The 14,029-nt window shown below is 38.7% G+C and carries 12 protein-coding genes and 1 pseudogene; 11 read left to right on the top strand and 2 right to left on the bottom strand.

The window, feature by feature from the left end:
- The first annotated feature begins 82 nt into the window (after window positions 1-82).
- Complete coding sequence (locus tag ACZ1G6_RS08705; RefSeq protein WP_472615959.1) at window positions 83-1,564, top strand: EAL domain-containing protein; 1,482 nt, start codon at window positions 83-85, stop codon at window positions 1,562-1,564.
- Window positions 1,565-1,642: 78 nt separating this feature from the next.
- Here ACZ1G6_RS08705 and ACZ1G6_RS08700 read toward each other — a convergent pair whose 3' ends face one another.
- Entirely contained in the window at window positions 1,643-1,990 is a 348-nt protein-coding gene (locus tag ACZ1G6_RS08700) for a hypothetical protein (protein ID WP_472618911.1), read from the bottom strand.
- Window positions 1,991-2,108: 118 nt separating this feature from the next.
- Here ACZ1G6_RS08700 and nhaR point away from each other — a divergent pair, with 118 nt between their 5' ends.
- The 6 genes and pseudogenes from nhaR (at window position 2,109) to ACZ1G6_RS08670 (ending at window position 8,094) form a co-directional block, all read left to right on the top strand.
- The gene (nhaR, locus tag ACZ1G6_RS08695) at window positions 2,109-3,011 is read left to right on the top strand and encodes a transcriptional activator NhaR (protein ID WP_472618910.1); all 903 of its coding nucleotides are present in this window, start codon (window positions 2,109-2,111) and stop codon (window positions 3,009-3,011) included.
- A 113-nt stretch (window positions 3,012-3,124) separates the two neighbouring features.
- Window positions 3,125-5,237: pseudogene (gene pnp, locus ACZ1G6_RS08690) on the top strand (polyribonucleotide nucleotidyltransferase).
- A 90-nt stretch (window positions 5,238-5,327) separates the two neighbouring features.
- The gene (locus ACZ1G6_RS08685) at window positions 5,328-5,627 is read left to right on the top strand and encodes a DUF1244 domain-containing protein (RefSeq protein ID WP_472618909.1); all 300 of its coding nucleotides are present in this window, start codon (window positions 5,328-5,330) and stop codon (window positions 5,625-5,627) included.
- A gap of 96 nt (window positions 5,628-5,723) precedes the next feature.
- A complete protein-coding gene (locus ACZ1G6_RS08680) occupies window positions 5,724-6,194 on the top strand; it encodes a hypothetical protein (RefSeq protein WP_472618908.1) in 471 nt (156 codons plus the stop codon).
- Between the two features lie 213 nt (window positions 6,195-6,407).
- On the top strand, window positions 6,408-6,620 hold the full coding sequence (locus ACZ1G6_RS08675; RefSeq protein ID WP_472618907.1) for a hypothetical protein: 213 nt from the start codon (window positions 6,408-6,410) through the stop codon (window positions 6,618-6,620).
- Between the two features lie 7 nt (window positions 6,621-6,627).
- Entirely contained in the window at window positions 6,628-8,094 is a 1,467-nt protein-coding gene (locus tag ACZ1G6_RS08670) for a hypothetical protein (RefSeq protein WP_472618906.1), read from the top strand.
- Between the two features lie 17 nt (window positions 8,095-8,111).
- Here ACZ1G6_RS08670 and cysZ read toward each other — a convergent pair whose 3' ends face one another.
- Window positions 8,112-8,888, bottom strand: a complete 777-nt coding sequence (cysZ, locus tag ACZ1G6_RS08665) for a sulfate transporter CysZ (protein WP_472618905.1) — start codon at window positions 8,886-8,888, stop codon at window positions 8,112-8,114.
- A 219-nt stretch (window positions 8,889-9,107) separates the two neighbouring features.
- On the opposite strand from cysZ, the gene smc reads away from it, so the two are divergent.
- The 4 genes from smc (at window position 9,108) to ACZ1G6_RS08645 (ending at window position 14,000) form a co-directional block, all read left to right on the top strand.
- On the top strand, window positions 9,108-12,317 hold the full coding sequence (gene smc / locus ACZ1G6_RS08660) for a chromosome segregation protein SMC (RefSeq protein WP_472618904.1): 3,210 nt from the start codon (window positions 9,108-9,110) through the stop codon (window positions 12,315-12,317).
- A 16-nt stretch (window positions 12,318-12,333) separates the two neighbouring features.
- A complete protein-coding gene (locus ACZ1G6_RS08655; protein ID WP_472618957.1) occupies window positions 12,334-12,639 on the top strand; it encodes a hypothetical protein in 306 nt (101 codons plus the stop codon).
- A gap of 24 nt (window positions 12,640-12,663) precedes the next feature.
- Window positions 12,664-13,362 (top strand): hypothetical protein, encoded by a 699-nt coding sequence (locus ACZ1G6_RS08650; protein WP_472618903.1) that lies wholly within the window; start codon window positions 12,664-12,666, stop codon window positions 13,360-13,362.
- Between the two features lie 101 nt (window positions 13,363-13,463).
- Window positions 13,464-14,000 carry a cell division protein ZipA C-terminal FtsZ-binding domain-containing protein gene (locus ACZ1G6_RS08645; RefSeq protein ID WP_472618902.1) on the top strand — a complete coding sequence of 179 codons (537 nt, stop codon included), beginning with the start codon at window positions 13,464-13,466 and terminating at the stop codon, window positions 13,998-14,000.
- The last annotated feature ends 29 nt before the right edge of the window (window positions 14,001-14,029 follow it).

The following is a 14,029-nucleotide window of genomic DNA, read 5'->3' as shown; positions in this document are numbered from 1 at the left end:
CATGCCCATCTAGCCGATACTTATTAATATAAGTAGTGAAATGACAATGGCCCTAACTTAATGGGTTTTAAGAATAAAATTTATGTTTGTGATATCTCATTTATACAAAGAATACAATCAAGCTTTTTACCTGATGGTTTTATCATTGTTGGTACTAGTCGCAATAGCCATCGCGAATGTTTGGTTTTCGACTAGCCTAACTTATCTGTTTAGTGCCTTAATATTATGTATTGGTTTGTGGGGTTTTGCCTTTAACAGCATTTTAAATCAACATGCAGTAGATAAGAAGCAGGCGTTAGAGGTAGATAGTTTAAGCGGTTTTTTAAACTTTGAAAGTCTAGCTAAGTGGTGGCAAGCTAAATTAAGCGAAGATCAAAGTAATAAAGTGCTGATGTATGTCCACTTAAGTAATTGGCAATCATTATTAATTTCGCAAGGTCATCAAACCGTGTTTTTTGCTACCAAGGAGCTTTGCCAAAGGATTCGAGTTCATATTCAAAAAATGGAAGCCTCAACTAGTGCCGGCTTTAATTGTGCTAGGATAGACGCGGAAAGTTTAGTTATTGTTTATGTCGGCAATGAGCTCAACGATAGTGAAAATTTTGTTCAAGAGCTTGAGAAGATATGTAACGTAGAAATTACTATCGAGAATAAGCCTATTACATTGCAATGCCAAATTGGTTTTTACGAGAGCTCTTCTAACCTTGTCACACATGATGAAGATAATTTAGCGCAGTTGATTTCGTTTTCGAAACACGCCTCGCTCCAGTGCGCTAGCAAAGGAGTGAACGTCTGTAAATATGACGATTCGGCCCTTGTTGAGCAAGCACAAATCGCTAAATTTGAACGTTTGATTACTGAAAGTTTAGACAATGATCTTTTTGATCTTAATTTCATGCCTATTTACGATGTTTATACAAAAAAAGTAAGCTTGGTAGAGGTACTACTAAGAGTCAACAATCCTGATGCACAAGGCGTGTCAATCGCAGAAATTATTAAAAATGCTAACGAACTTGGACTCGTCAGTAAAATTGACCATTGGGTATTTGTTAAAACCTGTGAAACGATAGCCAAACATAAAGAAGTGTTTGAGAAGTTAGGACTAAAATTTTGCATTAACATTTCGACAATCGACTTTAATGATGAGTCATTCGCTCAAACAATAAAAGATACTTTAAAAACATTTGATATCTCTCCAGCAAATATTGAACTGGAGATAAATGAAACTGCGATGGCCAATGGGAATGACACCATTACACAAGGTCTGCACGAACTCAAAGAGCATGGTGTCAGCATAACACTTGATGATTTTGGTAAGGGTGGGACAACGTTTAGCCAGTTTGTAACCTTACCGATTAGTAAACTTAAATTAGATCGAATATTCGTTTCACAAATAGAAGATCAGCGAGATAGCGTAACTACGCTTACCGATGCCATTGTATCAATGGCTAGAGCCCTCGATTTAGATATATCGGTAAGTGGTATAGAAACGCTTGAGCAATATTATTATTTCGAAAAAAGAAATGCAGATACATTCAAGGGTATTTTTTTAGTGAACCTTTAAACATTAAAGAACTAGTAAAAGGCTTAAGAAGTCAAACTAACATTGATGTAGATATTCCAGCGTAAGAAAAAGGCGATTTTAGTTACTGGGACCTTCCGGTGTTGCGGGGCTTATTCGCACATTTTTTTGTCTTTTTAATTGGCGTTCGATAGACCGCTTACTCCGACCCAATACATTACCAAAGGCTTCACTAACGGAAGTACCATGGTCACTCAATTCAATTTTTGTGGTGTTGTGCAAGGTAATTACAACATCACATTGCACAAGCCCAACCTTATTTTGAGTAACAAGAGCCTCAAATTTAAAGGCTGTTTTATGGATGATATTATTAAACCGTGAGAGTGACAGCCCAACTTTTGCCTCGATCATTGCCAGCTCATCTTCGGTTAAATCAATCCCTTTACTCTCGATTTTATATTGCATCATATTTACATCTAATTTTAATTACTTACAAACTATCAATTAAAAGTGAACAAATAAATTCGATAATATGTATAAAGACCATTCGGAAAAACTTGTCTATTACCTGTATGGAAAAGGTTACATGTCAGATAATCTAAACTACAAGCACTTACATTATTTTTGGGTGGTTGCAACTGAAGGTAGTATCGCCCGTGCGGCAGATAAACTTTTTATCACGCCACAAACTATTAGTGGCCAACTCAGCATGTTAGAAGAACGTATTGGACAGCCATTATTTGATCGCGTAGGTCGACGTTTACGATTAACTGAAACCGGTAGATTAGTGTTACGTTATGCAGATGATATATTTGACTTGGGTCGGGAGTTATCAGATGTTTTACGCGGAGCCCCATTAGTAGGTACATCTGAGTTTATTGTAAGTGCAGCAAGTGCATTACCAAAAACCATCGTGTACAAAGTCGTTGAACCTGCCTTATCGATTTCTCAAGATATTAGCCTTACTTGCAAAGAGGGCCCTGTCGAAACCATTTTAGGGGAGCTTGCTGTACACGAAGTAGATATGGTACTCACCGATACGCCTTTGAGTTCAGCCTTTAGTATCAAGGCGTATAATCATTATCTTGGGCAATCTACCTTGTCATTTTTTGCAGCCCCAGAGCTTGCTAGTCAGTTAAAAGGTGAATTCCCCGCTTGTTTGCAAGATGCACCGATGTTGGTACCAACCAAACAGTATGCGATTCGACAACTGTTTGATAAATGGTGTGCTGATCACAATATTTTTCCTGTTATTAAGGGGCAATATGATGATAGCGCACTCATGAAATCGTTTGGTAAATCAGGCTTTGGTATATTTTTTATGCCAAGTATCATCGAAGATGAAGTCCAAAAAGGTTTTGGCTTGCAAGTCATCGGTAGAAGTCAAACGCTTCAACAAAAATTTTACGCAATATCGGCAGAGCGCAAAGTGACGCATCCTGCCGTAGCTGCTATTTGCAACACTGCTAGAGACGTAATCTTTAAGTAAGAGTGGCAAACCCTTGCTTTTGTTAAATTATACATTGGTATTAATGCGCGATAAGGCTTATACTACGCGCGCATTTAAAAGCATAAATAAATTGACAAAATAAAGGATAGAGTGTGACTCCTATTACTAAAACTTTTCAGTATGGTCAGCATACTGTCACCCTAGAGACTGGGGTAATCGCAAGACAAGCAACCGCTGCTGTTATGGCAAGCATGGATGATACGACAGTCATGGTGACTGTGGTTGGTAAAAAAGAAGCAAAGCCAGACCAAAGCTTTTTTCCATTGACGGTAAATTATCAAGAAAAAACGTACGCTGCGGGTAAAATCCCTAGTGGGTTTTTCAAGCGTGAAGGCCGACCTTCAGAAAGCGAAACTCTAACTGCTCGATTAATCGACAGACCAATTCGTCCTCTTTTCCCAGAAGGTTTCAAAAACGAAGTTCAAGTGGTTATTACGGTGATTTCGGCAAATCCAGAAATTCCTACTGATATCATCTCTCTTATCGGTACTTCAGCCGCTTTAGCGATATCAGGTATGCCATTTAATGGACCTGTTGGTGCTGCTCGTGTTGGCTATATTAATGACGAATTTGTATTAAATACGCGCAGTTCAGAGAGCGAAAGTAGTCAACTTGACTTAGTTGTAGCAGGTACACAAAGTGCTGTGCTTATGGTTGAGTCTGAAGCTAGCGTACTGTCAGAAGAGGTGATGTTAGGTGCTGTAATGTTTGGTCACGAACAATCACAAACAGTTGTAAATGCTGTGACTGAATTTGCGGCTGAAGTAGGTACCCAATCTTGGGATTGGCAAGCACCTGAAGCAAATACTGATTTAAAAGATAAAATAAAAGCAATTGCAGAGGAAGGCATGACGCAAGCGTATCAAATTTCTGACAAAATGGTCAGAAAAGATGCGGTTGAAAAAGTCAGTGCTGATGCGCTTGCTCAATTGCTTGAAGCTGATGAAACACTTGATCAAAAAGAAGTATCGGATTTACTGCATGAATTAGAAAGCGACGTTGTTCGTTCACGTATTCTAGCAGGTGAAAAACGTATTGATGGACGCGATCCAGATACTATCAGAGCATTGCATGTCGCTACTGGTCTATTACCAAGAACGCATGGTTCAGCTGTATTTACGCGTGGTGAAACTCAAGCCTTAGTAGTTGCAACAATGGGAACTGAGCGTGACGCACAGATGATTGATGAGTTGTCTGGTTTAACTAATAGTCGTTTCATGCTTCATTATAACTTCCCTCCATATTGTGTTGGTGAGACAGGCATGATTGGTTCTCCGAAGCGTCGCGAGATTGGTCATGGTCGTTTAGCTAAACGTGGTATTCAAGCAGTCATGCCAAGTGAAGAAGAATTTCCGTACGTAGTGCGTGTTGTTTCTGAGATTACTGAATCAAACGGTTCATCATCGATGGCTTCTGTATGTGGTACTTCTTTGGCGCTTATGGATGCAGGTGTGCCTATTAAAGCATCTGTTGCCGGTATCGCAATGGGCTTGGTAAAATCTGATGACAACTTTGTTGTTTTATCGGACATTTTAGGCGATGAAGATCACCTAGGTGATATGGACTTTAAAGTAGCAGGAACAACTGAAGGTATAACCGCCTTACAGATGGACATTAAGATTGAAGGTATTACACAAGAAATTATGCAAAAGGCGCTTAAACAAGCAAAAGAAGCCCGTTTGCATATATTGAGTGTAATGGATGAGGCAATTGGCGGTCACCGCGAAGAAATGTCTGAATATGCCCCACGTATTTATACATTGAAAATCAATTCAGACAAAATTCGTGACGTTATTGGTAAAGGCGGCGCTACTATCCGTTCAATTACCGAAGCGTCAGATACGAATATTGAAATTGAAGATGATGGTACAATAAAAATATTTGCGACTGAAAAGACAAAAGCAGATGTGGCCATTGCAAGAATCGAAGAAGTGACAGCTGAACTTGAAGTGGGTAAAACTTACCACGGTAAAGTGATGCGTATTGTTGATTTTGGTGCATTTGTTGAAGTATTGCTAAGGCAAAGAAGGTCTTGTTCACATTTCACAAATTGCTCATGAACGTGTAAATAAAGTGACGGATTATTTGAAAGAAGGTCAAGAAGTTGATGTGAAAGTCATGGAGATTGACCGTCAAAATCGTGTTCGCTTGAGTATGAAAGAATTGCTAGAAAAACCAGCAGCGCCAGAAGAAACTGAAAGTTAAGATTTTTTAATTTCGACTAAAAGCCGCTTAAGGTAAACTTAAGCGGCTTTTTTATTGCCAATGATTATTTACTAAACAAAAGGATGAGTCATGTCAACACAAACAGAGCTAGAAGCAGCTGCATTTAGGCGCTTATTGGCACATTTAGATGCTAATAAGCAAGTACAAAACATAGACTTGATGATAACGGCTGATTTTTGTAGGAATTGTTTATCAAAATGGTATTTGCAAGAAGCACAGGCTCGTAATATCGATATGAATGATGCCCAAGCTAGGGAGTACATTTATAAAATGCCATATTCACAGTGGAAAGAAAATCATCAATTGCCGGCAACACCAGAGCAACTTGCTGCATTTGAAAAAATAAGTCAGCAAAAAACAAAGATATAATAAAGCATAAAATGTGTTTTATCGCTTGCCTGATTTGGCATATAAGGGATTAACGCGTTATAGTTAAGGCATTATTGGTATTCAATTATGGTTGTCATGAAACGATTTTCACGTCTGGCATGCGCAGTTTGTTTTTTAGCATCGCTTGGTGCATGTACAAGCACACCTAAGCAATCTAACTCTTTAATGAGCGGCTTGCTATTAGTAGAGCCTGAACCAATCAGTCAACGTTCTCAAATATTGATTGCGCGCTATACCGATTTTTTGTATCGCGCACAAATGAGCGACCAAGAAAGAGCTGAATACCTATTTGAGAGGGGCTTAGCGTATGATTCTATAGGCTTATTTGGCTTGGCTCGAGTTGATTACCTTGAAGCATTAAAGCTAGACCCTCTATTATCTCAAGCCTACAGTGAAATTGGCGTTTACTATATCCAAGCAGGTTTGTTTACCCGAGCGTATGAATCCTTTGATTCCTCGTTGGAGATAAAACCTGAAGATGAAAATGCAATTTTAAAACGAGGTATTGCATTATATTACGGAGGCCGTGCAGAATTAGCGAGCTAGGACACAAAATTATTTTTACAAAAAGATCAAAGCGATCCGCTAAGAGCGTTATGGTACTTTCTTACCCGTCATAAAACTGATCCTCAATCTGCAGAGTTAGCACTTCAAGATGCGCGTAAGGAGTTATCAGAAAGTGCTTGGACAGTATCACTTATAGATTTCTATCTAGGACAGCAAAGCGAGTCTGGTATCATCGCAAGCTTAATAGAAGGGGTGAACAATCCATCTCAACTCAATAATCGCTTATGCGAAGCATACTTTTATCTTGGCAAGTACCATGCGATTAACGGCAATTCAATTAAAGCGGAAAACTATTTTAAGCTAGCCCTTAGCACAAATGTATATGAGTTTATTGAGCATAAGATGGCTAGAATAGAGCTCGATACTCTTCGACAAACTAGGTTATCTGCCAAAGGTAGCCAATAAAAAGGCAATGTTTGATACACAAATAGAGGCATTGCCCGTAAAAAAACATGCGCGCCTGTTAAGTTTTTTTGTGCTAACACTTCTTCTTAGTTCGAGTCAAAATCACAATGTTCGAGCTTATGAATACCGAATATTTCATCTAACATCGTCATTGCTAAGCCAACAACCTATTATTTTATTTAATGCTGCTTTGTCAGGTTCACAACTATCGTTAGAAGCATTATCAAGCTTTGCTCGTCGCAATTCATCTTTGTATTGGGCAAATAAAGGCGCAGAATTAGGCGATCGGATAAGTATGCTATTTTTAGTTGAAAAGGCCCTTGGTCGAGAGCAACAGATTTATTATTTACGACTCTTAGCAAATGACGGCCATGCTAAGAGTCAATATATTTTGTCACAGCTAAGTAATCTACCAGAGGATAAAGCGTTTTTGATGGTATCTGCCTCCTCTGGGTTCGAAGCCGCTGTCATAGACTACGCTAAGTATCTTTATGAAAAGTATCTTTATGAAAAGTACCAGCAAGATAAAACGATTCACATCGCTGATTTAGTCGATTATTTAAAAAAAGCCGCCATTATTGATGCTCAAATCGCATTGTTGTATGCGCAATATTTATGGGACATCGATGAAGTAAGACAGGCGTTACGAGTACTTGAATATTATGGCCAAGCGGCGGATGATTATCATGCGTATTTTACGACTTTTAATACGGTACAGAAACAACCTTTAAGTTGGTTAGTCAGTGAATCGACTGGGCACAATCAGACTAGTTTAGTCAACGCACAAAACTGTAAGCAGAAGCTTCAGTTTATTACGATTGATTTTGATACATCATTGCAAGCAACACGATTTAAGCAAAGCTTTGAAAATGATGAGCGTTTTCAAGACTTGGCGATTTGTATTTTACCCATTATTGAATTAAGCAAAGATGAACGTGAATGTAAAATGATGTCCGCAAGGATGCAGTGCGATTATTCAATATTGGCACAACAGCAATTTCAGCCCGCTTACACTCATATGGTCAACTTTTTGCACAAAGGCAAAGCATACGTCCAACATGGACAAATGTACTTAGATAAACATGATGCTTATTCAGTATTTGTACACGAATTAGCACATTTTGTAGGTTTTGTTGATGAATATCGGTTATCCGCCAATTTTGCACGTGAGCATTGTAAAAAAGAAGCGCCTAACTTGCGCTTTAGTAAGTTATACCAGCAGGTTGAGTATTATGCGTCCCTTACTTGCGCTTCGATAGGCTTAAATGCATATAAACCTAGCGACAATATAACGTTTATGGAGTACCACGATATTGAGTATATCCCTGCAAATTACCTGTCGCTGTGGGCAAAAGAGCTAGAAAAACGCAATAAAAACCTAGCTATTGCGGAACACTTTTATTTGTTGGCTATGCACAATAACTTTTCTACTGGGCCATTTTGGTTTCAAGCCTTTAAGTCGTCAATTGAATAAGTAAGCTTCTTGATAACTTATTTACGAGGATATGACTGTCGATATTGGTCGACATACATCGCGGTTGCCCCGCATATCGAAACTGGCATAACGATAAAGTTTACAATTGGAATGAAGGCAAAGATGTTCACCATTATACCAAAACCAAAGGCCCTAGATTTATCTTGACGCAAGGTATCCCGCGTTGATTTAAAGGTAAGTTTGCGATTATCAAATGGATAGTCAATATATTGCACCGATTGCATCCACGCACTGAATAAAAACCACAGAACTTGCCCAATTAATGGCAAGATAAAAAATAAAAGTAAAAATCCAATTGCTCTGGGTATAAAGTAACCAAGCTTCGACACTTCTCTTGCTAAATTGCGCGGCGTATCTTTGATGATATCAAGCAATCCTTCATCACCCATGTCTTCATTGGTTAAAAACCGCTCTACCTTTTCGCTTAAAAGCCCATTAAATGGGGCGGCTATCCAATTAGCTAAGGTACCAAATACTAAAGCAAAGACTAGCAAAACAGAAATAATGGCAATTGGCCATAATAGATAAAGAAGGGCGTCTTTTAGCCAGCCTAACCAATTGGGTATCATATCAACAAGATAATTTACCCCTAGAGCAATGTAATCAAGTAAAAAATAAAACGCACTGCAAAATAATACAACGTTGATAAACAAAGGTATTAGTACGAAACGTTTCAGGCCTTTTGTACGAATAAGTTCGAAGCCTTGAAAAAAATAGCTTATTCCGCCTCTAGATGAATGGCTTGTTGTTGATGGGTTTGTGTGTGGACGCATATCATTCCTGCAATATATAAAGTTAGTCTAGACAACACTAAATCCTAGTATACCTAAAGCACAGTTTGCTATGCCATGTTTTAAACGTATCAATTTGTGTATTGTGTAAATGCCTTGCATATTTATGATGCACAGCGCGAACAGGTTTACTGGGTGAATGACGATAGTCTTTGTTGACTGATTCTTATATAGTAGACTAAACAAAAATAATAAAGTTGCTTGAGCAATAAGCGATGTTGGCGGCGTCTAAGAAACTATGCGACTAAAAAAATCCGCTTAGCGGGCTTTAAATCATTTGTTGATCCTACCAATATTCCATTTCCCGGGGATATGACCGCTATCGTTGGGCCAAATGGATGTGGTAAATCTAATGTAATAGATGCCGTAAGGTGGGTGCTAGGCGAGTCATCAGCGAAGAATTTGCGTGGTGACTCAATGATAGATGTTATTTTTAATGGTTCTAGTGCACGCAAGCCTGTGTCTCAGTGTTCGGTTGAATTAGTGTTTGACAATAGTTCAGGCCGAATGCAGGGCGAGTTTGCTGCGTTTAACGAAATTTCCGTTAAACGGGTAGTGACAAAAGATGCAGTCTCTACGTATTTATTAAACAATGCAAAATGTCGTCGAAAAGATATAACGGATTTGTTTTTAGGCACAGGTTTAGGCCCAAGAAGCTATGCCATAATTGAACAAGGCATGATATCGAAACTCATCGAATCAAAGCCTCAAGACTTGCGGGTGTTTATTGAAGAAGCAGCCGGCGTATCAAAATACAAAGAAAGACGAAAAGAAACCCAATCTAGAATTTCTCATACAAAAGAAAATCTTGAACGATTAGATGATGTTCGGGCAGAGTTAGGTGAACAGATCTCAAAACTAAAACGTCAAGCTAATGCTGCTGAAAAATACACTCAGCTAAAACAACGAGAACGAACATTAAAAGCTGAATTAGTCACCTTGCGATGGTTAGTGCAAAGTACACTGCTTAGTGACTTACAAACTCAAATTAAAGAAAAACAAGCAGAGTTAGAAAGCGTGCTTCAAGGCCAACAAAGTCAAGATTCAGGCTTACAAGTTTTGAAAAATCAACAAACAGTGCTTAAACAAAATTTAACTGATAATCAGCAGGCTATTTTTGAACTAGGCACGCAGATTACCACATTAGAACAATCGCAGTTATTCGCTAAAAAACGTTTGGCACAAATTCAATCTGAAGTTGAACACATAACACGTTCAGAACTCAATCTGCAATCTGATCTAAGCAAGGCTGAAATCGAGCTACAGCAAGCTCAAGAAAGCTTGCTTGCGATAGAGCCGGAAAAAGAAATACTAGATGAATCATTATTTGAAATAGAACAACAATTACAAAGCACCACTGAATCATTGCAAGATTTGATAAGACAGCACAAGACCAAAGACTTAAAGCTAAATGAGCAAAAGTTAGTCTTGCAACAAAAACACAGCCAAGTTCAGCAAAATCTGAGTAATCAGCAATCAGTGAGTGCCAGAATAAGCCAGTTAGAGTCAGAAATTAAAACCGCCAATACGCAATTTGTGCAAGACGACTTGCATGCTGCAAATATTGCGCTAGAAGAAACGCGTGATGAAATAACGCAAATAGACAAACAAATAATCGAGGCGAAAGATGTTTATTCTCAACTTGATCATCAGCTTAACAATGAGCAAGAAAGGCTGAACAAATCCAATGCCAAAGTACTTGGCTTGCAGTCGAGCTTAACATCATTACAAGGCCTTCAAACTGACAACAATAATGAAGATGCTAATGTTGTTGAGTTGGCAAAAGATAAGATTTTGCCACTATGGAAGTGTTTTACAGTGCAAACAGGTTGGGAAAATGCACTTCAGGCAACGATAAACTATATGGTGGGTGGCAATGCGTCTCCAGAAGCATTTCATGGCAATGTGTCTGACTTACCAAGTGACATTCAAGCAAGCGACATGTCAAGTTTGAGCTTTACGGCTGATTTTGTTTCAAATAAAGTGGCAGGGAGTTTATCGGGAGTTATAGATTCTGAGCATATTCCTCAATTGTTTACTCGTACATTGCTAGCGGATGATCTTAAACAAGCAAAAACCTTTCATAAATTGCATCTACAAAAAGCCAATCGTGAATTTGATATTATTGTCACCAAGCAAGGACTAGTGCTAAGTTTCGATACAATATTGGGTGAAGTGAAAAGTGATAATAAATGGCTCAGGGATAAACAAATTGCTGAGATTAAGCAAGCAATTTCATTTGAAACACAAACGCTTGAAAAGATAAAAGAGCAATGTTCTCAAGTTGAAGATAAAGTTAAACAGCAAGCAGAACAACTTGACTTGCTAGTGCAAAATGAACAATCACTCAAACAAATTGAATCTAAAGGTTTGTTAACCGTAAACACCTTAATGTTTCAAATGGAACAATTTGAACAACAAGCTCAAAAGGCATCAATAGAAGTTAAAAGCCTGAAAGAGACCTTAGAGCAAGAACAGTACAGCCTTACTTTGCTCAATGAAGAAATTGAAGATATCAGTATTGATTTGGCGTCATTAGAAGAGACAAATGCTGACTACATGACTCAAAACGATGCTTTGTCGCGCCTACAACAGTCATTACAGCAGAAATTTAACGATGTGCAGTCCAAACGTCACTCACTGGCCATGAATATTCAACAACAGCAAAATACAGTAAACCTGTGTAAAGAACAAACAAAGAATAAACAAGCGGTACTTGCTGACAATCGTCATAAATTAGAGCTATTACAAGATGAACGAGAAGACCTTTTAATGCCTCAGGATGAGCAATCTAAACGCTTACAGAGTATGTTAGAAGAACAAACAAGATTGCGAGAAGTCCAACAGGTAAAACAGGGCGAGCTAAGTGAAGTTGAAGACGAAATGACCTTACTCGAGCAAGGTAAACAAGGTGTCGTGCTTAAGATGGATAAGATTAAGTCAACTATTGAAACACTGCGAATCCAACAAGAAAGTGCAAATGTAAAAGCCCAAACATTTATTGAGCAGCTTACGGCCTTAAAACAACCGCTTAAACAGATGCTTGAAGTGATTGATGAAGGCGCAGATGAGTCGCTTATGCAAAAAGAGTTGGACTCAGTTGTGGCAAGTATTTCAAGGCTTGGCGCTGTGAATTTAGCGGCTGTTGATGAGTTTCAAGAACAATCAAAACGAAAAGCTAATCTTGATGAACAAAATGAAGATTTAAGTCAGTCTCTTGACGTGCTTGAAGCGGCTATGCGTAAAATAGATAAAGAAACACGGTCTCGGTTTAAAAGCACGTTTGATCAAGTCAATGGTGACCTCAAAGCCTTGTTTCCCAAAGTATTCGGTGGAGGGTCAGCTTACCTAGATTTAACCGACGAAGACCTGTTAGAAACAGGCGTCACAATTATGGCAAGACCTCCATAGCAAGAAAAATACAACAATTCACCTATTATCTGGTGGAGAAAAAGCGCTAACCGCATTATCATTAGTATTTGCGATATTTAGACTCAACCCTGCGCCATTTTGTTTGCTTGATGAAGTGGATGCTCCACTTGATGACGCTAATGTGGGCAGGTTTTGTCGGCTGGTTTCAGAAATGTCTAATACAGTGCAGTTTATTTACATTACTCACAACAAAGTGGCAATGGAAATGGCAACTCACTTAACAGGTGTTACTATGGCTGAACCAGGCGTTTCGCGTCCAGTATCTGTGGATATGGAAAAAGCCTTAGAAATAGCTGAATAAACATAATTAAAATAAAGGGCCACCATGCAGCAAGATTTACAAGTTACCTTAATTATAATTGGTCTCGCCGTTATTGGTGGTGTGTTATTGCATGGTTTGTGGACAATCCGTAAAAATGGGAAGTCTCGCGCTCGGCCGCAGTTTAAAACAAAAGATTGGCCTCAATCATTAGAACATGAAGAAAATGATGATGACGAAATTTATGATGATGTAGGAGTTGGTAAAGCAAGAGTAATCCATAGTCAAACATCTACACCGATGTCGCAAGATACATTTGTTGACGAAGAAGTGATTGAACAGCCTATCATTAGTGAACCTAATCATGAACAAGATACGCACGATACAATTGACCAGTTAATAGCTGAGCATGATGAGCTTATTACACCTGCGACTAGCAAAGACGAAGATTCCAAGCATGATAGTGTTACCAACGAAAACCCTGAAGTGGTTCATGAATCAATTAATGAGCTTGATGAGTCCGCTAAACCGATAACGGGTAGTGATAAATTAGTCGGGATTGATGGAGGCAAATCTAACGAATCGAATGAACCTGAACCATCAGATAGCCCTGTATATTCAAATGTAGTGACACAACCAAAGCCAGACTTTAATCGCTTCTCATCCAACAAAGATAATTCAAAAGAGCTCGATGGTTTTGGCGAGCCACTAGGGTTCTTACTTAAAAAAGATGAAGGGCCTGCCCCTGAGCTTACTCGCCTATAGGTGTCGAAAAAGAAGATAAAGACAGTCTGTTAGATAATGCGCCGTCTTTAGATAAAAAGGATGCAACAGAATCAGTCACAGCCCCTCAAGTTGAAAAAGAGGTGCCTGAGTTTAGCTTAAATATGCAAGATATCGACAAACCAATTACGCCAACAAGATCAACAAGCTCAAGTAACCAAGAGCGCGTCAAAGACGTGGATAAAGAACTCAGCTTTACCGAACATGCCAAGCGTTTTGTCAGCAGACGCAAAAAAACGGTTGCTGAAAAAATTAGAAAAGAACCGGTGTTAAAAGGCAAAGCTAGCGACGATCAAATGAGAATTGATTTTGATGATAGTGCTAAACCCACGGCGCACAGAACTAGTGCTGATATAAGCCAAGCTAATGAGACAAGCTCATCAAATAAAGCATCTGCTAAACAGCCCAATAACAGCAACAAGCAAGCTAGTGATGTGCTTGTTTTAAATGTCCGGGCCACTAGCGAGCAACCAATAGAAGGCGCAGCACTATTACCGATGTTGCTAACGCTTGGGTTCAAATTTGGAGAGCATGATATTTTTCATAGACATGTTAATACTAATGGAAAGGGACCTATACTATTTAGTTTGACGAACTTATTTAAACCAGAGCGTATTTGACATTGATAATTTAGAAAATTTCAGTACTC

The organism is Glaciecola sp. HA4-3 (assembly GCF_055693685.1).
Note: the sequence above shows the minus strand (reverse complement) of the source record. Positions and strands in the feature narration are given on the sequence as shown.

Excerpts from the sequence above, each read along its gene's own strand:
- ACZ1G6_RS08705 (WP_472615959.1), top strand. The coding sequence starts at position 83 with ATGTTTGTGATATCTCATTTATACAAAGAATACAATCAAGCTTTTTAC.
- ACZ1G6_RS08700 (WP_472618911.1), bottom strand. The coding sequence starts at position 1,990 with ATGATGCAATATAAAATCGAGAGTAAAGGGATTGATTTAACCGAAGAT.
- nhaR (WP_472618910.1), top strand. The coding sequence starts at position 2,109 with ATGTCAGATAATCTAAACTACAAGCACTTACATTATTTTTGGGTGGTT.
- ACZ1G6_RS08685 (WP_472618909.1), top strand. The coding sequence starts at position 5,328 with ATGTCAACACAAACAGAGCTAGAAGCAGCTGCATTTAGGCGCTTATTG.
- ACZ1G6_RS08680 (WP_472618908.1), top strand. The coding sequence starts at position 5,724 with ATGAAACGATTTTCACGTCTGGCATGCGCAGTTTGTTTTTTAGCATCG.
- ACZ1G6_RS08670 (WP_472618906.1), top strand. The coding sequence starts at position 6,628 with ATGTTTGATACACAAATAGAGGCATTGCCCGTAAAAAAACATGCGCGC.
- cysZ (WP_472618905.1), bottom strand. The coding sequence starts at position 8,888 with ATGCGTCCACACACAAACCCATCAACAACAAGCCATTCATCTAGAGGC.
- ACZ1G6_RS08650 (WP_472618903.1), top strand. The coding sequence starts at position 12,664 with ATGCAGCAAGATTTACAAGTTACCTTAATTATAATTGGTCTCGCCGTT.